Source organism: Paenibacillus sp. sgz302164, assembly GCF_056120505.1.
Window position 1 is genome coordinate 127,649 of sequence record NZ_JBVYOL010000001.1, and the last position, 21,000, is coordinate 148,648.

Here is a 21,000-nt window from a genome sequence, read left to right on the forward strand (position 1 = left end):
ATGTGTACTTTTTCATAATATTCATTAATATTTAAGTAATATGGAGTTTAATTAAAATGTACACTACTACTCATTGGATAATTCAACATAAACTATCATATGTACTCTGTCCATTACTGGTGACAAGAAGGGGAACTTTGTACTAATGCTCACTTAACAAAACAATGTGGATGCTGGGCTATCGATTTTGTATAATTAGAAATGGAGCTTATTTATGAATAATGAAATCATTAAGATTAATGGTTATCTTGAAGCTTTGAGTAACATGAACACTTTTCTGGGGAATTGTTATGGTCATCGATATAAGTTTGTTGAACTGAATGTAAACATCAAGGAAGCAGTACGTGAGTTTAATAAAAATAGCGATCTTTCAGACCATAAGTACGTTGAGCTTATCGGTTTAGAGGAATTGGAATCATGGGAAGAAAGCTTATTTACTGTAAGCACATATTGGTTTTTTTCAATGTTTAAGATGAGGGACATTTATTTAGGAGAAATATACTATACAGATGATAATGTTGTATCCATGGAAAATGACAAGGAGTATAACAAGGTTTCACAACAACTAATAACAATGCTTAAGGCATTTTTTTTAGGATCAAATGTCAGGGTATATAAACTAACAACGAATCCACCTCAAGGTGAAGATGAATTTGAATGGGCACAGGTTTATTTTGATGTTGGATCTAAAGTTTTTGTTTTAGATTTTTATCAATGGGGATAACTTACCTTAAATTGTCTTTTCTCGTTCAACTAATGGACAAAAGTTCAATAACAACACGATGAGGTTGCTGTGGCTTATGAAACTGTAGCCTTATTACTATCACAAGTCGGAGGAATGGCATGATGGAGGCTACGGTTTTGATTCACTTGAAGGGGTTAAAGACATAAACTTGATTGAAATAGCCGTATCTTGGAAACTTGATGATTTTATGCAGTAAAACGCATAAACAATTGATTCTAACGAATTCTGAAACAATTCTAATTAATTCTGGAATTTCTCAAAAATGTAATATTGCAGAATTAATTAAAAAACGGAGCCCGCAAACCCGCGTGACTCCGTTTTTATTGTTTCAGAATTGATTGGAATTTTAAGTCCGCCGCGGCGGAAAAGCATATTTGCTGCTGAATTCATTAGAAAAAATATGTTAGCCTTTCAACTGCACTTGCATGAATATACATTCATTTCAAACGAATTTAGTATTACATATTGTTTGAGAAACCATCTGTGTGAACTTTCCCTACTCTACAATGTCTCCGTACTGAGCGTAAATCCTTCGATCACGACGTCTTCGTCGACCTCGATCAAGATACATCGTTTTCCTTGATAATTCACCTGTCTCACGTACTTTAAATCTTGCGGACTGACCGAAATCGTGGCTATCTTCGTATCAATTTTAATCGATTTCGAAGTGAACTTCGGAATGACGCTGCTTGCTTTGATTTCATAGTTTTTGTCATCGATGACCGTTTGGAACGCTCTTTCCACCTTTTCCATCGTCACGTTCTCTACGCCGCTCACCGTTAGCATGCGTTCCACATCTTTATAGTCCAACTTCGGAGGTTCCTCCTCCTCGTTAGTCTCGATGACCCGATGAATTTCCTCGTACACGTGAGCGATCGTTGAAGCGTCGAGCTGATCTCCCGCCACTTCCTTCACGATTTCCTCAAAAATGGCTCTCTCTTCTTGCGCCGTGACGGTCTTCTCGGCATTCAAAACTTGCTCGATGAAATGCACATTCGGTTCATTAGCTTTCCCCGTGCAGTACAGAATGCGATTCATGTCGGAATAGTTGTCCGTCACACTAGGGTAGAAAAAACCTTGCTCCGGCGAGTTCAATTTAATGATCGGATCTACGAAGACAATATACTTGAATTCCCGCTCGACGTAATCAAACATGAGGGTTTTCCGCTGTTGCTCTGTGGAATTCACACTACACAGAATGAACGGATTCGCGAACATCTCGTCCTTTTCGCTCTCCTCGGCTTCTTCATTCCTGATTTTGGTAGGCTTAAAATATTGTCCATGTACGAAAGTAATGACCGTATCCCGTTCATATTTGGTATCCGCCAACATTTTATCCACCAACAGGAGCATCAGATCTTGCCATTCTTCCGGATTACCGGTCACTAAACCTTGATGGAGAAGCACCTGTGAAGGCGTCTCCGCTTCCTCCTGAAACTTTAACTCGAACATCTTCTGATCCAATTCGCCGGTGAGCAATTTTTTGAAATTGGCCATATATAGTTCCTGCTTCTCCCTGTCCAATAGGGCAAACGGCTGACGCTCATAATGATAGATCTCGTTACTTTCCTTCATGATATATACGTTAAGAATATTGAAAATTTCAAGCATGTGGTGATCCAACTTAAACTGCTTTCGAATATGTGCAAGTTCTTTCTTTATCATGGTACCTCAGACGCTCCTATGAAGTGAAATGGCCTTACCAGTAGTAACGATTGAATTAGAAATTTGTAACGGATGATCTGCCTTCCTAAGCGTTCACATCAAAACAAAAGCCCTTCATGAGAAGGGCATCCACGGCTACTTCCCTTTATTTTCGTTCTAAATTAAGAGTGAACATCACACTTTCTTATCACTTGGATAAACTACTTCCTGTATGTTAATGCATAATTAAAGATTTCTCAACAATATTGAGAATCTATCCTCACTAATAATGACACACCTCATTATCGTCATTCATATAATGCTGTCAGTCCCCAATAAATAATATTTTTCCAAGTATATCGATCTGCTCGTTCAATACGTAAAATAATTTCAGGAGAGTTACAGGAAATCTTGAGATGGCAGATTTTTCGCCAATGCCTTCCAAGAAGGCTTCTTCTCTAAAGTCAAAAAGGTTTAAGTAAATCAGGGATTAATGGTATGTCGATGACTTTATTTGTTTTAGTTGCCCAAGTCCTTAACCAGGAAGCTAGTGTGTATTCAGCATCAACGTTTGTATCTAAAGATTCTTTTATAATTCAAGTCCGCCCCATTAAACGTCTCCATTAGCGGATCACGAATCTTAAGAAACTCGTTAGTTACGCAACACTATACCTTGCCTTTTTCGGTACCTTGCAAACAAAACAGCCCTCAGCGTGTTATCGGCCGCAATGCTGGCCCAGACGGCAGGTAATCCCCATCCCATGTTCCAAGCAAAAACATATACACCGAGCGTTCGGATCCCCCAAATGCCGATTGTTGTCACAATCATCGGATATTTGCTGTTCCCGCCTGCTTGGATTGCAGAGGTATCCACGAGCGTGGAGGCCAGAAACGGCTGTGAGACGGTGTCGATGGCCAGCACGATGAGCAACAATTGAATAACCTGTTGGTTATCCGTAAACAGCAGCCCGATCCAAGGCGCGAGGATGCAAATGAGCGCGGTGATGACGGTCATCGAGGCAGCCGACAGAATATAGCTCCATCGTCGATACGACTGCACGGCAGCCAGGTCCTTGCTGCCGATGGCCTGCCCGATAGTAACGCTTGCGGCCGTGGCAAACCCCGCCCCGACGGTCGAGGCAAATACTGTGAGCGTTCCAGCGATCGTATGTGCCGCATAGACGTTAATTCCCATTCGCACGATAAGACCAAAGTAGATGACCTGCCCAAGCCGCATGGAAAGCCGCTCAGCTGCAGCGGGTACGGCAAATTTAATCATTTCGGTCAAAAGCGGCAGCCGCCATGTAAAATCCTCTTTTTGCAGGCGGATCGCTTCCACACCTCTGGACTTCCACCACAATCGAAGCAGCGCGTACAGCCGTGATATGACCATGGCCCACGCCGCTCCACCCAAGCCGAATCCTTGGACTGATCCGATGCCAAAGATTAGAACATAATCTAGTACGACGTGAAACACGTTCATTTCAAGAGCCACTTTGAGAGGTGTTTTGGTATCCCCCGTAGCACGAAACGCCGCTGCTTGAGCGGTAAACAATGCGATGAGCGGGAAGATGCCGAGCACAACTTGAAAGTAAGGCAAAGCGGCTTCTTCAAGCTCTCCGTACGCCCCCATGATGTGAAGCAAGGGCGATGCAAGAAAGACGGAAACGGCCGAGAGGATGAACCCTAGCGCCAAGGCGACCACATAGCCGTGCCAAACGGCAGAACGTCCTCGTTTGAAATCCCTGGCCCCTACGGCCCGCGAGAGAAACACGGACAAAGCAGTGGAAACCGCAGTGAAAACACCGATGTATGTAAGACTGTAAATATTTGCCACGCCGACCGCGTTCACGGCGACAAGTCCGATACTAGCGATAAACCAGGCGTCAACAACGCCGAGCAGGCTCTGTAAGTAGGCTTCGCAGATTGCAGGAATGGCGATAGATGCGACGCGATTTGCGGGGGCAGGTAACATATATGATGCACTCTCCTCATTAACTACTTCCTATCTTACGCCTTGTTCATTACTTTGAAAATAAGTAACGCTAATGCGACATTACTGCCATTTAGCTCAAAAAGGCTTCCAATCCAGCCGCGGCATCGTTCGTGCCGATTTGTCCTTCTTAGCGTTGAATTGAGTGGATTCCTATTGCCGTCTCCGCGGGTCTTTTACAGTCATCATCCAGTATGACTTCATGTAACGTCAGTCGGTCTCCATGGGCGATTTAGGAAACATTGCGTCACCACACAAACTATCGAATTGAAATCCTGCCTTTTTCGATGTCTGCCCGAATGGTATAAAGTTCCTCTCACTGAAGTTTTGACAATAACTTTGTCCAATAAAACAAGAAAGCCGCGATTTACGCGGCAATTGTTCTTGACATCCGACATGAGTCGTCTATTTTTAAGTTGATGCATATAATTAACCACACACTTTGGGAATCGCGCACGTCGCGAATTTAAGGCAGTAACGGTTTAAATTCTTCCGTTATGGTTTGATGCCCTTCGTTAGCCTCATAACCCTCTTCACGTTGAAGCTCGAACTTCTCCATAATCGGCAGGTCGCTTGCAGAGAACAGGTATGCCTCTTCAGCCGCAACATGCTCATGCCATGCCCAGTTCGGCACTACAAAGAAATCGCCTTGTGACCAATCATATCGAACTCCATTTATAATGGAATACCCGCTTCCTTTAAACACCTGATAAATGGTCGAGCTGGTATGGCGGTGCGCCTTCGAATGGAATCCTGCCGGAAGCTTCTACATCCAAGCGGCAATATTCGGTACGCTATGGAACACCTTATATTTCACGGCATCTCCATGCTTTTGGACATAGTCTATCGCCTTCTTGACCAATTCTATGCTTTGCTCGCCGCCCTGCAGGAACTCCAACATATTTGCCGGAACGAAGGCTTCAGCGACTTGTACCGAGCGAATGACCCCCTCTGCCTCCAGCATCGAGCGATATGCATAGTTCAGGTCTATTACTTGCTCCCCGCTAATCATGCCGATCCGAGTGTTACCTTCGTAACTAAAGCTTGCCTATTGTTTGGTGCAGTCTAAACTCTCTTAAATGTTGCCGCCGCTTCCTCACTATCTTTGTAGCCGATACGAACCGCCTTAGCGCGAATATTCATCGTGCCTTCCGTGAGGATTAACGGTTTGGTATACAGCTTCCAAGACGGATTGTCTCCGTCTTCTATTGTGTAAGCAATGGATGCTCCTTGCGTAGCCGAATGCAGCAGGAACGCAGTCGTTTCCCCATACTCGCCGCGGGTCACGGCTTCCCTTCCGGGCAGCATGCTGTTTAGGGGAATGAAAATCGGTGCGGCGGTTTGCGGCTGTACCCCGCCGGGCCACATTTGCGCTACCATCTGCTCCTCCGGCACGTCACCCCACACATCGTATTTGCTGCGCCAATCATCGACGACCGAACGAAACCTCCCCAGCTCCTTACTATAGGCCGGATCGGCCGCCAGATTCCTGATTTCGTAAGGATCCTCCAAGCAGTCATATAGCTCCTCAGCGGGACGCTTGTGCTGCATCAATAACCGCTGGTCTCCTTCCAACTGGCCGGAAAGCTCCAGTCTCCACAGCTCCTGAAACGCCGGATGCTGATGGCTGAACTGAACCCATTGCAGATAAGGCTTTTCCGGATAATAATTCCGGATATATTTATACCGCTTATCCCGTGCAGCGCGGATCATGTCATAAGACTCATCGTACCGGTCACGAGTCGCGAACACATAGTCCCTCGGCTTTGCCTTGCTCCCCAGAAAAGGCTGACCTTGCATATGGTTAGGCACGGTTACCCCGGCTAACGACAGCACGGTAGGACCGAGATCAATCAAGCTGACGAGGGTATCGTTCACTTGTCCCGGCTCCATCATGCCTGGCCAGCGGACGATCAGAGGTACCCGGATTCCTGCGTCGTATGGCCAACGTTTGGCACGGGGCAGGCCTTCGCCATGGTCGCTCCATAGAAACACAATCGTGTTCTCCGCGAGACCGTCTTCCTCCAATTGCTGCAATTGGGAACCGACGAACTCGTCCGCTTCGGCAAGCAGATCGTAATACCTGGCGATAGATTCACGGGTTTTAGGAGTATCCGGCAAGTATGGCGGTACCTTCACCTGATTCGGATCGGTAACTAGCGGCCGATCCATATTATGATCAGGATAATAATTTCCGCGGATCATATTTCCCCACATGCTGCTCTCATGCGTCAGAATGTGGTTAAATACCGCAAAGAACGGTTGATCCGAGTCCCGTTTGCGCCAATGCGCGTCCCGGCTATCTTCATCCCACGCGGTCAATGGCGAAGCGAACTGATAGTCCGTTTTCCAGTTGTTCGTACAATAGTAGCCCTCTGCCCGCAAATATTCTGTAAACGTCTTAACATAAGCCGGAGGAACTGCAAAATAAGGCGTCGGAAGCTCCGGCATAAACCTGTTAACATGCTCCGTACGCATGTGGTGAGCACCTATTGCAGTTGGATACATGCTCGTAATGATTGCAGAACGGCTCGGGGAGCAGACGCCTGCCGTTGCAAACGCGTTAGGGTACATCGTACCCGCAGCCGCTAGCTCATCGATATGAGGAGTCCGCGCCAGCGCATCACCGTAACAGCCGAACCTCGGACTCGTATCCTCTAATGAAATCCACAGGATATTCGGTCTCGTAGTCTTGGCACTCATTTCTCTCATCCCCTTCTTATTTGCCCGCCATTTTTGAGCTTATCTTCGCCTGAAAGCCTGCTAGGATGCTGCTTCGTTCCTGTGGAAACTCTGCAGGGTGTCTCCGCTTGAGCTTATCTGCAAGGTGCGCTCTTCCCGTTTCCTGCAACCGCTCCATGTAATTTCTTAGATAGCCCTTGGCATGGAACGGTCCGCCTTCCTTCATCACGGTCCATAAAGGATCGACATCATCGCTGTTGCGCCGCATCATATCGTCATGCCACTGGTTTAAATAATAAACAGCTTCGTAACAGAGCTCTCGATGCTCAGCCGCAACGTTAAACTGCTCCTTCGGGTCCTCGGCCAAATTGTACAGCATATCTTCATCAAACAAATGGAGACCGTCATGATAGGTACGAATATAAATCCAGTCCCTGAAGCGAACCGCACGCTGGGCTACATGAGCGCATTGGGAGACAACCAAGTAGTCACGCCCGCACTCAGCACCTTCCTTGAGTGCCGGAGCGAAGCTCTGTCCGTGCCAATCCGGGATTGGCTGGCTGCCCAGCATCTCCGCCAAGGTCGGCAGCAAATCGAGGTGATAATGCAGTCCGTCATCCACGATTCCCTGCTTCATTCCCGGCCAGCGGATAATCATTGGAATGCGGCATGTCCCTTGATCTGCGGTGGCATGCTCTCCATAGATACCGAGCTGCCCCATGTTCTCGCCATGGTCGGCAGAGATAATAATGATCAACTCTTCCATGACGCCTTGCTCTTCCAGAGCTTTGAATAATGTGCCTAGATGGTCATCCATATAACGGATCCCACAATCGTAGCCGTCTATCATCTTCCGCATATCATCCATGTTCAGAATCTCACCCGGGTGACGCGGGAATTGAGGGCTCGTTTCGTTGGTATATTTCTTATTTCGGAAATCAATGTTCAGCTCATGCACACAGTGGGAGCCGACCATTTCCTTATGCCGCTCCAAAACCTCTTCGGTAATCCACTCTGGCAGAGGCTCATGTTCGAACGGATTGCCGAACTCTCGAGGTGCACGGTATGGCGTATGCGGATCCCAGTAGTTAATGTACAGGAACCAGTTATCTTTACTCCCATTGCGCTGAATCCAATCCAACGCCACCGGCGTCACATGCTCGGCCGATTCGTTGCCATATCTTCCTGTGTTCAAGATTTCATTAAAACCGGCATAAAACTGAAAGGTCGAGTGTCTTTGAGCAAATGGACTAATCAAAGCCGTATTCATATCGGCCGCCAGTCCAAGATACGAAGGAAGCGAGCCTCCCCGCGTCAGCTTCCCCATCAACTCCCGCTCCGTTCCCTCAAGCTTCATATCGCCTGCAGTTCCGCCATGTCCGACAAGGCCGTTGACGATCCCAAATTTGCCGCTCATCAGCGCTGTGCGAGACGGAGCACAAGGGGCGTCCGATGTATAGTAGTTAGTAAAGCGAACACCTTCCGTAGCAATGCGGTCGATATTCGGCGAAGTATTCCGTTGATACCCATAACATCCTAGGTGATCCGGACTTGTCGAATCCAAATCCAAAAACAAAATTCTCATATTGATCAGCTCCATTCCTCTAAGCTAGCGTGTGGCACACTTTTATCATAAACACTCGCCCACGATAAGTCGTTATCCGATTCTCTGAATAGTGATACTCTCAAGCTAAAAAAAAATCCCTGAGAGGCCTCATACTTTCGTAAGTGACTCCTCAGGGATCGTACCAACCGTTATTCCTTATATGAAACGTTCAGTTCTTCAATGATTTTGTTGCCACCGCCTGCCAGCCAGTCAGCCGACGCTTTCTCGATAGCGGATACCGGCTCGCGGCCCATGATGATTTTGGAGACTGTCTCCCACCATTTCAGGTTCAAGTTCGCCCCGGACTTCGTCAACGTCTCGGATTCGAGTCCAGCGGCTTTATTTTTCCAAGTATACTTTTCATTCTGGGTAAACATGTCTTTTATCACCTGGTGATAGGTAGGATCCTCCCATTTGTACATCTGAATACTCGGATCGAATGGACGGAACACCCAGTTGTTAAACAGATTTTGACGGTCTTTGTCCGCTGCTTCCAATTTCTCGAATTTGCCTTCGGCTACCTTCTTGTAATGTACGCCTTCAATCCCGTTTTTGATAAAATCAGAGCCTTCCGGAGACAGGAAGTAGTCGAGGATTTTCAGGATCCGCTGCTGCTTCTTAGGATCAATCTTGGCGTTGATGACGTTCTTATCCAGCATATTAATGTTAGAGGTTCCTGTTTTGCCTGTAGGTCCTTTAGGCGGATCCAACGGTTTAATAACCGCGTCCGGGACAAGCTTGGTGATGGCAGCCTGGTGATTCTTCCAATCGTTCGGATTCAGATAGGCAAACCCGACCTTGTTCGATTCGAACTTCTCTACAGTGGATCTGATTTTATTGACGGCAAAGTCCTTATCGAGAACACCTTCATTATAGGCTTTATTTAGGAAGGTCAAGAGATTTTTCCACTCAGCCACCTGCGTTTGATAAGGAACCAGCTTTCCGTTAACATCTGCCCATTGGTTATAAAGCCCAAAACTGGCCATAATGAATTCGATATCGCGGATCGAATTGCTCGTTGTGTCATAATACAGTGAGAATCCGGTCGTATCCTGCTTTCCGTTGCCGTCTGGGTCTTTCAATGCGAACGCTTTCGCTACTTCATAAAATTCGTCGATGGTCTTCGGAGCGGACATGCCCAACTTCCTCAGCCAGTCTTCACGTACGCTTAATGTATCTCTATTTTCCGTAATATAAAAAGGAAGACCGAGGAGTTTGCCTTTTGGATTAAGAACGTACAAAGGCTCCTTAGGAATCTTGGCCAAGTTCGGATATTGGTTCATCGCAGGCTGAAGATCTTGAAATAGTCCCTGTTTCTTCCACTTGTTGAACTCCGGATTAAGCACCAGGAAAATATCCGGGAAATCGTTGGAAGCGGCAAGCACGTTCAGCTTTTCTTTATAGTTTGCTGCCGGCACCCACTGCATCTTTATATCGACGTTGAACTTTTTGTTTAACGCTTGAATCATAGGGTTATCATCCGGCCAGCCGCCGCCTTGGAACGAACGCGCCATCCAAGTGATCGTCATTTTTTCGCTTAAATCGTCTGCAACCGCCTTATTATCTCCAGTCTGCTGGGATGCTTTGCCTGTGGCATTAGGCTTGGAGCAGGCTACAACACTGCCGAAGGATAACGTAAGTGCGCAAAAAACCAATAAAATCTTTTTCATTGTATTCCCCTCTCTCTTCATCTAAATCCGTCTTGAGTTACATCCTTATCATAGGGGACTAGCATAAAATATGCGTTACACAATTATCTGATTTATTATCTTAAATCCGGCGAACTCATTTTACTATTTGAAAAGTTTTCCTTACTCCACAACCGGAAGGGCAGTAGCCTCGACCGGCACCGGCCATCTTTCAAGCTCCGGAACATCGGTAGCCTTGCCCCATTTGGCCAACAGCTGATGATGCTCCGCTTTCTCCAGATGCTTCTCGATAATCGCGGCCGTATTCCAGGTCTGTTTCAAAATGACCTCAAAATGTCCGACAACGTCGCTTCTTTCTTGAGCCAGATTGTGAAGTTCCTGCGGATCCTTACTCAAGTCGAACAGCTGGTTGTACTGCTCATGGAAGGCGTAGGCGACATACTTCCAGTTGCCCTGCCTTAGCATGCGCCCTGGAACCGGACCGCTGTCCAGCGTTGCTATACACTCGCTAATGATGTACCGCTCCGGATCCTCAGCGCCGTTCTCCAGCAAGGATTTCAGGCTGATGCCGTCCTGTCTTGGCGGAGTCTCAGCTCCGGCATAGGCACACAGCGTCGGACCTAAATCCATAATGCTTACCGGCTGCTCAACTCGACGACCGGCTGATACTCCGGTTCCTTCCACGATCATGGGGATTTTTGCCGAGCCTTCATAGAAGGTGTTCTTCCCGATCAACCCATGCTCACCGGCCTGCTCGCCGTGGTCGGACATATAGATGAACACTCCTTGCCGACCGCTGCGTTCCAAATAACGGTTCCATGCACCACGCACTTCTCCGACCTGGCTATCTATCGTTTCGATCATCCCCATGTAGGCGGCACGCAGCTTGATAACATTGTCCTCCGTCAGCTTGTTCCCGGTTCGCATCTTCTGCAGGACAGGATGACCCTCATCGAGCCGGAACGACTCCGGAATGTCTACCCTTTCCTTGTAATACGTATACCGCTCAGGAGGAGCTACGAATGTATGATGCGGACCATACGTACCGACAAAGATGCACTGCGGTTTCTCATGGTCTTGATTCAAATAGTCCAAGGCGGCCTTGATCACAGCCTTGTCGTACTCAAGCACAGGAGACGTCCCGCCTCCGATAATTTTCAAGCTTTGATTGGCCATTGTGCCGACATAGGGTCCCAAATCCGAACGGGCCGCACCGTATCGCCCCCAAAATAGCGGAGTCATCTCACCCATAATGCGTTTGGTGAACCCATGCCGCTGGTCCTCGCCCATAAAATGCATCCGTCCGCACAGCACAGTCTCGTAACCTTCCGCAGCGATGCCATGAAGAAAAGTTGCCTGATCGCTGCCGATCGCGCCGTTATTTGTATAGACGCCAGTTTTCTCCGGCAGCTGTCCGGTCAGCATCGATACTCTAGAAGGAACGCATAGCGGTGACGACGTGTAAGCCGCACACATGACGATCCCTTCCTGAGCCAGTTGGTCCAGATGAGGCGTGCAAACCGTCGCATGCCCTGCATAGCCTGAGTAACGCGCATGATGCTGATCGCTCAAGAACACCAATAGATCCGGTTTCCTCATACGTAATTCCTCCAATCATCTCACTATTTCATGCTTGATAGCCGTTTTCCATATTTAGCTGTTCTGTCATCCTCCATGACACCGCTCCAATTGAGTCCGTACGCGAAGTCGTAAGCATGGCCGGCAGAATCGACATATACTCTCATATCATGAGGAACGTCCTCATGCTGCTCCTCGACGGTTCGCATATCGGCCGGCATTTGGAAAGGCAGCAAGCCGCTCGGTTCCGCAGCTCCGGTAATCACATCCATAATGGACTTCTCCACAGCTCCGAAGTTGGCCAAGATCGCACTGGCTGCACCCTCGAATTCCGCGACGACCATTGGATTATTCAAGGTCAGAGACACAATGACCGGCTTGTCCTTCATCCGCTGCTTCGTCTCCAGCACCATGTCAAGGTCCCCTGCATTGGTCACGGTGACCATCTTCCCGTTATACGCCCGGTTCAGCACATTTCGCGGATCTCCTGCGATGCTGACATCCCGACCATGCTCTGCGGTATAAGGTCCATATTGCAGGCTGATCGGGACATACCCCGAACCGCCGGCAGCCACGTCCGCCTTGCTGTAGCCCATCGTAGAGTGCGGGCTTTCGATGAAGACGAGGGCGAAGTCCGCTTCATCAGGCTCCTCCGTCACTTCGAAGTAGCGTCTGATCTCATCAAGGTTGACGGGATAGCCATCGCTTGCCGGAACCAGCCGTCCAATCCAGTTGCTGCGGGCCGGGAGCTTCCTCTTCGGAATATATACCTTCTTATTTGATTTCATAGGGAGGACCTGGTTCTCGTTCTTCAGCAGGACGAACGCTTTCAGCTGAGCCTCGTAGCCGGCTTGTGTGAACGCCTCGCAGCCTACCGTCTCCACGGTTTTCTCGACATCGACGTATGGATTTTCGAACAGACCCAGTCTGAATATGTTTTTCAACAGCCTAACGGCCGATTGCTCGAACCGCTTCCGCATATAAGCTTCACCATGCTCCCGAACGCCGATCTGGTACGCCTCAATGATCGGGCCGGCTTCGTTGTTACCGCCGAACTGGTCCACTCCTGCCATGAGCAGCTTATAGTGGCGCTCCGCTACGGTGTACCCCTCTTCAACTCCCCAGCATCTTCCACCGGGATTCAGCCTCGTAATATCCTCCGGCTCGTCGGCAGTGATGCTCCAGTCCGTGCATACGACACCGTCGTAGCCGACCTGCTCGCGGAGCAAATCATTAATGAGGTAGGAACTGTAGGAGTTGCCGACGTTTTCCCCGTTCTTTTTGTCCTGCTCCCAGGAGATCGTATAGTAAGGCATAACCGCGGACGCCTGCCCCGTCTTGCCGTTCAGGCAAAACGCTCCTTCGGTAAAAGGAATCAGGTGCTGCTCGAAGTTATTTCCCGGGTATACGGCATATTTGCCGTAGCCGAAGTGCGCGTCACGCCCCGCTTCACCAGAGCCGCCGCCGGGCCAGTGCTTCACCATCGCATTTACACTGTTATAGCCCCAGCCGTCCACGATTTCCGCTTCGCCCTCCGACGTTTGGAAGCCGTCTATATAAGCGCGGGCCATATCGGCAGTCAAATGCGGATCCTCGCCGAACGTCATGCCGAACCGGAACCAGCGCGGATCAGTGCCGATATCGACCTGCGGAGACAGAGCAGTCGACAAGCCGAGGGCCCGATATTCCTTGGCCGCAATCTCCCCGAACTTGCGGGCGAGCTCGGGGTCGAACGTTGCCGCAAGGCCCATCGATTCCGGCCAGATCGATATTTGGCTGCCTCCGCCGACCTTGAATTCGGTGGAAGCATCCAGGCCGTGACGCGGATCAGAGCTGTTATTAGCCGGAATGCCAAGAGGCTCGCTTTCGGCAACCTGCTGCAGCAGGTTATTCCATCTCGCAGCGCACTCCGGACTCTCCACGCTCGTCACAAGCACGTGGCGGATATGGTCTTTGGCCAGAAACTGCCGCTGCTGATCCGTTAAAGCGTATGGCTCCAAGGCGCTCTCCTCATAGGACTTGCCGCCGTAAGTCGCCGGATTGAAGCCCTTACTCCCAGGAATCGCTTGATGTTTGCTGTACAGCATCAAACCGGCGATTTGGTCGACGGACATTTTAGACGCAAGATCCTTCGCCCTCTCCTCTGGTGATAAGCGCCAATCCTCATAAGGATCCAGCTTGCCGTCTTTGTTCAAATCCTTAAATGACAGGCCGTCCTGACGGATTATATTTACTCCCGTTCCCTCGGTATAACCGAGTGTAGGGCCTTTTTCATTTTGCACATACCGTATAACTTGATCGTTCTGACGCTGCTCCACTGGATTTCCCTCGCTTCTAATAAATTAGCCTTTCACCGAACCCATCAGCATTCCCTTGTTAAAATATTTCTGCATGAAAGGATACACGACCAACAGCGGAAACGCTGTTATTAGGACAGCAGCCATTTTAACGGCAGGCGTGTAAGAGAAGCCGCCCGAACCTTCTGCCATACTGGAATCGGACTCGATCAGCATTTGGCGCAAAAACACTTGAAGCGGCATATCATGCGAGTTATTCAAGAACAGGATCGCGTAGAAATAGGTGTTCCAGTTGTGTACTGCGTAAAACAAAGTGAAGGTAACAACCGCCGGCATGGATAGCGGCATGACGATTTGCCAGAACAAACGCATCTCGGAGCAGCCATCGATTTTTGCTGATTCTTCCAATTCGGAAGGGATGTTCTGAAAGAAGCTCCGCATAACAATCAGGTTAAATGGGGCTATCGCGCCGGTCAGGTAAAGTGCCCAGTAGCTGTTAAGCAGGCCCAGTTCCTTGACCACAAGATAGGTAGGAATCATCCCCCCGGCAAAAATCATCGTGAACAGAACCATAAAGTTCATCGTCCGACGACCTTTCAGCCAGTTCTTCGATAAGCCGTATGCCATAAGGCTCGTCAGCAAAATGTTGATGGCCGTACCCGTCACTGTAATCGTCACGGCATTTTGGAACGATCTCATAAAGTTATCGTTGCTGAGCAGGTAGCCATAAGCTTGGATGGTCAACTCATGAGGAATGATAAAGAAGCTGCGGGACACAAATTCCTGTTCAGTCGCTAACGAGCTGGCCACAACATAAAGAAAAGGGGCCAAAATAGCCAGAAGGGTAAGGACCAGCAACCCATAAATCGTTCCGGTGAAGAGCGGATCTTTTCCACGCGAGTCAAATGCATTCATGTTAGTAAACCCCCTCTTCGCCTGCTTTTTTGGAAAACTTGTTTGCCAGCATAATCAAGACAAGGCCGACCAGCGATTTGAACAGTCCTACGGCCGTCGTAAAGCTGAATTCACCTTGCAGAACACCGGACCGGTACACATACGTATCAAATACATCGGAAACCGATAAGTTCAGCGAATTTTGCATCAAATAAATGTGCTCGAAGCCTATATCCATGACATGTCCCAATCGCAGAATAAATAATATAATAATCGTTCCTTTAAGCGCCGGAAGCGTAATATACCACATCTGCTTCCAACGATTCGCGCCGTCGACGACAGCCGCTTCATACAAGGTAGGATCTACAGCTGCCAGCGCCGCAAGGAAAATAACCGCATTCCAGCCCGCTTCTTTCCAGATGCTCTGGAACACATACACCCATCGGAAATAATTAGGATCTGTCATCAGCTCAATTCGCTCGAAGCCCGCACTGGCAAGCCCTTTGTTAATCGCGCCTTCCTGTGTAGCAAACAGGATGACGGTAATGCCCACTACTACGACCCACGATATAAAGTGCGGCATATAAATGGCTGTTTGAACAAATTTCTTAAACCAACGTACACGAACCTCGTTAAGAACAACAGCGATCACAACCGGGGCAGGGAAAAATAAGAACAAGTTAAGCGCGCTCAAGACTAACGTGTTTCTTAACAGGATTAAGAAATCCGCTTCTCCGAACAAACGCTCGAAATGCGCCAAACCTACCCATTCGCTGCCGCCGAAACCTGCAAACGGACTGTACTCCTGAAAAGCAATAATGATCCCGCCCATCGGCAAGTAGCGGAAGATTAAGAAATACAACAAACCGGGTAAAATCATCAGATATAACGGAAGACCCCTCTTCCATTCCCTTAACGCCGACTTTCTGCGCGATTGCGGTTTCGCCTGCACCAATTTAATAGCGGATTGACTCTGCACGTGCGTTCCCTCCTGAGTAAAACTTTGATGTGGATCGAGTTATAGCTACATCATAGCCGCTCAACGGGCATAAGTCGTTATACGATTATCTGATTTCCAAACCTACACAAACATGCATAACAAAAACAGACCGCCACCGGTTATAATCCGGTCGAACGGCCTTGTCCAATGCTGGCATTCTCCTATACTTCTTTATATTTCAGCGGGATGCGAACGGAAATGACGGTGCCTCTATTAGGAAAAGAAGAAAGAGCAAGCCCATAACCCTCTCCATACTTCAAAAACAATCGTGTGTGCACATTCCTAATACCTAAAGATTCCGTTTGGATGAACTCCTGATCGTTAACGTGCCGGGAGATGTCATTAAGTCCTTGCCTAAGCTCATCCAACTTCGATTCCGGAATACCCGGTCCGTTGTCCGCAATTTCAATTACCAGGTCGTCCTTGTCGTCATACGTACTGACCAATATAGCAGCATTACCCGCCCTTGGCTCGACCACGTATTTCACCGCATTTTCCACCAAAGGCTGAGCAGTCAGCTTCACGAGCAAACAGCCGTAAAATTTCGGGTTAACCGTAATCCGGCTCTGAAAATTCTTCGGAAATCGGATGTGCGTAATCTCAAGATATTTCTCCAGAATCGTGAGCTCTTCCCGTAAAGTGACCTCATGGTCTGAAAATTTCGCGGTATATCGGTATACGTCTGCCAAATTAGTAGCCATACTTACGACAAGCTCGTCATTGTTAATATAGCCGATACTTTTAATCACATCCAAAGAATTATAGAGCAGATGAGGATTAATTTGATTTTGAAGCGCCTGGATATAAGCTTCCTTCTGCCTCAGCCGCATGTGTACCTCTTGGAGCTTCAGCTCCGATATGGTATGGATCTGCTCGTCCAGCCGCTCGACCATTTTGTTAAAGCTGTGGTTCAATATCTGAAACTCGTTCTTTCCGTTCCGGAATTCCGCTCTGGTATTATAATCGCCCTGGAACACCGGGTTCATATTCTGCCTCAAGTGAAGCACGGGCTTCACAAACAAATTGGACACAAGCGGAACAAGAAATATAACCAGTATCGCAATAAGCCCAAACGCAACAATAGTAGTGTTCCGTGCCGAGTAAAGCCCGCTCGCCATTTCGTCAAATGGAACGACAGCCACGACCCTCCAGCCGAGCACCTTGGAGCTGCTTGTTGAGATCAGCATACTTTTTCCGTCAACCGTTTGGATACTGACCCCGCCTTCGGCCGGTATCTCGATTTGATTGCCCAATGGCGTTTCGGCAAGCTTGTGTCCGCGCCACTCTTTAACGCGGTGGTAAACAATCGTATCGTCCGGGGAGAGCAACATAAACTGCCCTGATTGCCCGAGCTTCGACCTTTCGAACGTTTCCTCTATTTCGGACAGCGACAAATCCATCACGATATAACCGACCTGATCTAACGTAGTGCTGCTGTAAACCGGATTTAAGATAGAGATTACGGAAAGGCCGTTATGTTGCGGATATTTAATCGTATGAGTCGGGATAAGGACACGCTGCCCCGAAATCGGGACGTCATACCACGGCTCTGAGAGGAAGCTTTCAACCTCTGAACTGTAGTTCCGCATGGCAAGAACACGCTTGTCCGTAGACATGAGGAATATTCCGGCTATCTCGTTATAATTCAACGCGACGTTACGTCTCAGCATCGCTTCAATGTCTTCTGCATCATATACCGAGATGCTTCCGCCGTCCTCGAACCAACGTTGGAGAAGCTCTTCTTTAACGACTGTTTTCGTGGTCTTAGACAACTGCTCGAAATAAAATTCAATATGGTAATGCAATCGTTTGGTCGCTTCATCCGTCACAGTGTGAAAGTCTTTCTTTACCGTGTTGCTATAGTTCAAATGCGAGAAAAAGCCCACCAGAATCATAGATAGAAAGCTGATTCCAAGAAACAGGAAAACCATGCTCACCTTAATGGGGAATCGATCCCAAAATTGTCTCATTCCGAACCATGCCTTTACGTTTGTATGAATTCGAGGCTAAACATCCCTTAGATGTTCTTTATCGATTTAGTATATCTTTTTTTCCTATATAAAGAAACAAAAGAAGGATGTCATCCGTAAAGATAACATCCTCTTTAGCCTCCCCTATTCTTTACCCCATTTGTTTACGGTATCTAGAATTACAGGACGTGATAAGCCGCCTGTTGCGTCCCACCAATGATCCACAGCACTGCGAAGAGACTGCCTTGCCGTTTCCGCTTCCAGTCTCCCTGCTATATTGACCAGTTCATCGGGATCCTTCTGTAGGTCGTACATCTCTTCCATGTCTTCCTCGTAGTAGTATACATATTTCCACTCCGGCGTCTGGGCGGCACGGAAAGGATGATAGCCCCAATAGGCCTTGTAATGCTCGAAGAAGACGAGTTGATCCGCAGGAGGCTCAGTGAGCCGAAGATGCGGCAGCAGCGAGCCGCCTTCGCATTCGGACGGCACCTGGATGCCTGCGACGTCGAGCAGCGTACCGGTTACAGCCGCGCTGGATACGAGGTCCGGAATGACGTTACGAGCCGGATTCTCTCCCGGTGCATACAGAATGACAGGCACGTTATATAGCTCCTTATAAGGGAGAACGCCCTTCAGGCGCATTTTATGAGCCCCCTGCATGTCACCATGATCTGTCGTAAACAGGATAATAGTATTTTCCAGCATCCCTTTGGCTTCGAGCTTGCTCATTAGGCGCCCCAGGTTGTCATCCATGAGCTTCAGCATGGAACGGTAGTGCTGGGCATCTCTGCGGACAATTTCTTCCGTCATGGCGGATTCGCCCGTCTGGGACCGTATCAGCTGAAATTCCGGCTTAGTCGACAGGTCGTCCTTGTAATAGCTGCTCGTAATAGGCATTTCAGACTTCGGGAACTGCTCTGCATACTGCTTGATGAGCTCGAAGGGAGGGTCCACCGGCGCATTTGGATGCGGCATAAACCAATTTACTGCCATAAAGAACAGCTTGCTCCCCTCATAGTCGTCCAAATAATTGAGGGCTTTCGTCGTTGTCAGCGCATCCCTGTGGCTATGAAACCGCGGATCGGGATTGGCTACGCCCAGTTCGAAGCCGTCGGTCCGATAATCGGTAATTTGGAATTCATGGTCGGCTGGAGATAATCCTAAATGCCATTTTCCTAAATATACAGTTTCATATCCGGCGCGGTTAAATTCCTTGGCAATGCCCCACTCTTGCGGATCCAACACATGGCCGATATTGTTGACGCCTACCTGATGAGGGAATTTCCCTGTCATCCAGCTAGCCCTGGAAGGTGAGCATTGGGCGGACGTCGAGATCACGCCGGTAAACCGTACGCCTCGTTCCACCAGCTTATCCAGGTTCGGGGTGTGATAGCTGGAATTGACACAGCCCATCGCATCTACTTTTTGTTGATCGGTTGTAATCATAATGACGTTTTTCATGGCGATTGCCTCCTATTAAATAGATGCCTCCCATATGCTTTGTTGATCTGATTCGGATAGCCTTTCCTTCCGTCTGATACGTTGACATTAATCTATGGCTTCATCATAATGAAACTGTCCCGGGAAGTCTTTACACAATTTTCTGATTTCCGATACAAGCGGGAGATGACAAAAAGGCCGTCCACCGACAATTTGCCAGTTGAACAGCCTGTTATAGCTTTGAAGCTTCAGATGCCCATCCCTTTCCGATATTCGTTCGGGGATAGTCCGGTTACATTTTTGAAAACACGATTAAAATACGGCATTGAGGAAAAACCCACCATATCGGCAATCTGATATATTTTCAAATCGGGCTCCAGCAGCAGCTGCTTCGCTTTGTCGATGCGGATTTTATTCAGGTAATTGACGAAGGAGTCGCCCAAGTGTTGCTTGAAGAGCGCGCTGAAATGGGAGACGCTAAGGCCGACATAGTCTGAGATTTGCGATAAGCTGATCTCCTGCATATAGTTTTTTTCGGCAAAGTCGCACGCTTTCTTGATCACAAGTCTGAAGGACCGTTTGTTATGCTGCTGCTGACCAAACTGGCACCAGCTTTCGATCAAGGCTTGAATCAGCTTTTTGAGCGATTCTTCCGTCGTCTCCAGAGGTGCAGCTGTTTTCACATATTCCGGATACGTATATTCGAGGAGATCGTTCAACTTACCGGCAAAAATCCGAAGCAGTCCTAGCCTGGAGCTTGGATGGCTGTTTTTGTCTTTGACAATGGATTGCACCAGCTGGACTTGCTCCGTCATAAGCTGCTGTACATCCATCGCCGGCATGCGCTCCAAAAAGTTGTGAATGTTCATCAACTGATCGTGAGCAGGATTAAGCCTCTCGAGCCTTTGCAAAGACCGCTCCAACGCTTCCTTCAGCACGTCCTCTCTCACCGGCTTGAGCAAATACTCGGACACCCCGTACCGAATCCCCTGCTGAGCATAAGAGAAGTTATCATATCCGCTAATGACAATGCTGACAAGTGGAAATTTGATCTCATCTATCTTCTTGATTAAGGAAAGCCCGTCCATCTTGGGCATCATAATATCCGTGATCAGTACAGTCGGACACAGCTCCTGAATCAAATTCCAGGCTTCTTCTCCATCGCCGGCTTCACCCGTTACCTTGAATCCTCCGCCGATCCGGTCCACCATCTCCACTATACCGCTGCGAATCCAATGCTCATCTTCCGCTACAAGTACATGGTACATTAAAAGCCCCCCTAGAGGTAATTCCTATAAGTATAACCCTTTAGGCGAAGTAAATAAAGCATACTGCCCTACCATCAGGGCATCTACCGGTGTTCAAGCGGAGCGAGCTTTGAATCGATTAGTAGGGCTGGCACGTTTGGTATTTGCCCCCTGTATATTTTAATATGTTCTATGAAGGTTCTGTCAAAATCCCAATTGATCTTTGCCGGAAACGGCATTTCCAAGGGGCAA

14 protein-coding genes and 1 pseudogene are annotated in these 21,000 nt (G+C 48.2%); 1 reads left to right on the forward strand and 14 read right to left on the reverse strand.

What is annotated here, in order from left to right; genetic code table 11:
- Window positions 1-214: 214 nt before the first annotated feature.
- Window positions 215-724, forward strand: coding sequence for a hypothetical protein (locus tag AC0LWT_RS00470; protein WP_474679260.1), 510 nt, complete (start codon window positions 215-217; stop codon window positions 722-724).
- Between the two features lie 522 nt (window positions 725-1,246).
- On the opposite strand, the gene AC0LWT_RS00475 is transcribed toward AC0LWT_RS00470, so the two are convergent.
- From AC0LWT_RS00475 to AC0LWT_RS00540, 14 genes and pseudogenes are all read right to left on the reverse strand, one after another.
- Entirely contained in the window at window positions 1,247-2,410 is a 1,164-nt protein-coding gene (locus tag AC0LWT_RS00475) for a DUF4317 domain-containing protein (protein ID WP_474679261.1), read from the reverse strand.
- 631 nt (window positions 2,411-3,041) lie between these two features.
- A complete protein-coding gene (locus AC0LWT_RS00480) occupies window positions 3,042-4,364 on the reverse strand; it encodes an MATE family efflux transporter (protein WP_474679262.1) in 1,323 nt (440 codons plus the stop codon).
- Between the two features lie 484 nt (window positions 4,365-4,848).
- Window positions 4,849-5,172, reverse strand: a pseudogene (locus AC0LWT_RS00485) (cupin domain-containing protein); the annotation flags it as partial.
- Complete coding sequence (locus AC0LWT_RS00490) at window positions 5,149-5,394, reverse strand: hypothetical protein (protein ID WP_474679862.1); 246 nt, start codon at window positions 5,392-5,394, stop codon at window positions 5,149-5,151. The pseudogene AC0LWT_RS00485 and the gene AC0LWT_RS00490, both read right to left, overlap by 24 nt.
- Before the next feature lie 53 nt (window positions 5,395-5,447).
- Window positions 5,448-7,085, reverse strand: a complete 1,638-nt coding sequence (locus AC0LWT_RS00495; protein ID WP_474679263.1) for a sulfatase family protein — start codon at window positions 7,083-7,085, stop codon at window positions 5,448-5,450.
- 16 nt (window positions 7,086-7,101) lie between these two features.
- Complete coding sequence (locus AC0LWT_RS00500; RefSeq protein WP_474679264.1) at window positions 7,102-8,649, reverse strand: sulfatase family protein; 1,548 nt, start codon at window positions 8,647-8,649, stop codon at window positions 7,102-7,104.
- Between the two features lie 170 nt (window positions 8,650-8,819).
- Window positions 8,820-10,340, reverse strand: coding sequence for an extracellular solute-binding protein (locus tag AC0LWT_RS00505; RefSeq protein ID WP_474679265.1), 1,521 nt, complete (start codon window positions 10,338-10,340; stop codon window positions 8,820-8,822).
- A gap of 141 nt (window positions 10,341-10,481) precedes the next feature.
- Window positions 10,482-11,918 carry a sulfatase family protein gene (locus AC0LWT_RS00510; RefSeq protein ID WP_474679266.1) on the reverse strand — a complete coding sequence of 479 codons (1,437 nt, stop codon included), beginning with the start codon at window positions 11,916-11,918 and terminating at the stop codon, window positions 10,482-10,484.
- Window positions 11,919-11,941: 23 nt separating this feature from the next.
- Window positions 11,942-14,215 (reverse strand): glycoside hydrolase family 3 protein, encoded by a 2,274-nt coding sequence (locus AC0LWT_RS00515; RefSeq protein ID WP_474679267.1) that lies wholly within the window; start codon window positions 14,213-14,215, stop codon window positions 11,942-11,944.
- 24 nt (window positions 14,216-14,239) lie between these two features.
- On the reverse strand, window positions 14,240-15,109 hold the full coding sequence (locus AC0LWT_RS00520; RefSeq protein WP_474679268.1) for a carbohydrate ABC transporter permease: 870 nt from the start codon (window positions 15,107-15,109) through the stop codon (window positions 14,240-14,242).
- A 1-nt stretch (window position 15,110) separates the two neighbouring features.
- Window positions 15,111-16,067 (reverse strand): ABC transporter permease, encoded by a 957-nt coding sequence (locus AC0LWT_RS00525; protein WP_474679269.1) that lies wholly within the window; start codon window positions 16,065-16,067, stop codon window positions 15,111-15,113.
- 182 nt (window positions 16,068-16,249) lie between these two features.
- Window positions 16,250-18,058 (reverse strand): sensor histidine kinase, encoded by a 1,809-nt coding sequence (locus AC0LWT_RS00530; protein WP_474679270.1) that lies wholly within the window; start codon window positions 18,056-18,058, stop codon window positions 16,250-16,252.
- 144 nt (window positions 18,059-18,202) lie between these two features.
- On the reverse strand, window positions 18,203-19,522 hold the full coding sequence (locus tag AC0LWT_RS00535; RefSeq protein ID WP_474679271.1) for a sulfatase family protein: 1,320 nt from the start codon (window positions 19,520-19,522) through the stop codon (window positions 18,203-18,205).
- Between the two features lie 227 nt (window positions 19,523-19,749).
- Window positions 19,750-20,769, reverse strand: coding sequence for a response regulator transcription factor (locus AC0LWT_RS00540; RefSeq protein ID WP_474679272.1), 1,020 nt, complete (start codon window positions 20,767-20,769; stop codon window positions 19,750-19,752).
- Window positions 20,770-21,000: the final 231 nt, after the last annotated feature.

Excerpts from the sequence above, each read along its gene's own strand:
- AC0LWT_RS00470 (WP_474679260.1), top strand. The coding sequence starts at position 215 with ATGAATAATGAAATCATTAAGATTAATGGTTATCTTGAAGCTTTGAGT.
- AC0LWT_RS00475 (WP_474679261.1), bottom strand. The coding sequence starts at position 2,410 with ATGATAAAGAAAGAACTTGCACATATTCGAAAGCAGTTTAAGTTGGAT.
- AC0LWT_RS00480 (WP_474679262.1), bottom strand. The coding sequence starts at position 4,364 with ATGTTACCTGCCCCCGCAAATCGCGTCGCATCTATCGCCATTCCTGCA.
- AC0LWT_RS00490 (WP_474679862.1), bottom strand. The coding sequence starts at position 5,394 with ATGATTAGCGGGGAGCAAGTAATAGACCTGAACTATGCATATCGCTCG.
- AC0LWT_RS00495 (WP_474679263.1), bottom strand. The coding sequence starts at position 7,085 with ATGAGTGCCAAGACTACGAGACCGAATATCCTGTGGATTTCATTAGAG.
- AC0LWT_RS00500 (WP_474679264.1), bottom strand. The coding sequence starts at position 8,649 with ATGAGAATTTTGTTTTTGGATTTGGATTCGACAAGTCCGGATCACCTA.
- AC0LWT_RS00505 (WP_474679265.1), bottom strand. The coding sequence starts at position 10,340 with ATGAAAAAGATTTTATTGGTTTTTTGCGCACTTACGTTATCCTTCGGC.
- AC0LWT_RS00510 (WP_474679266.1), bottom strand. The coding sequence starts at position 11,918 with ATGAGGAAACCGGATCTATTGGTGTTCTTGAGCGATCAGCATCATGCG.
- AC0LWT_RS00520 (WP_474679268.1), bottom strand. The coding sequence starts at position 15,109 with ATGAATGCATTTGACTCGCGTGGAAAAGATCCGCTCTTCACCGGAACG.
- AC0LWT_RS00530 (WP_474679270.1), bottom strand. The coding sequence starts at position 18,058 with ATGAGACAATTTTGGGATCGATTCCCCATTAAGGTGAGCATGGTTTTC.
- AC0LWT_RS00535 (WP_474679271.1), bottom strand. The coding sequence starts at position 19,522 with ATGAAAAACGTCATTATGATTACAACCGATCAACAAAAAGTAGATGCG.
- AC0LWT_RS00540 (WP_474679272.1), bottom strand. The coding sequence starts at position 20,769 with ATGTACCATGTACTTGTAGCGGAAGATGAGCATTGGATTCGCAGCGGT.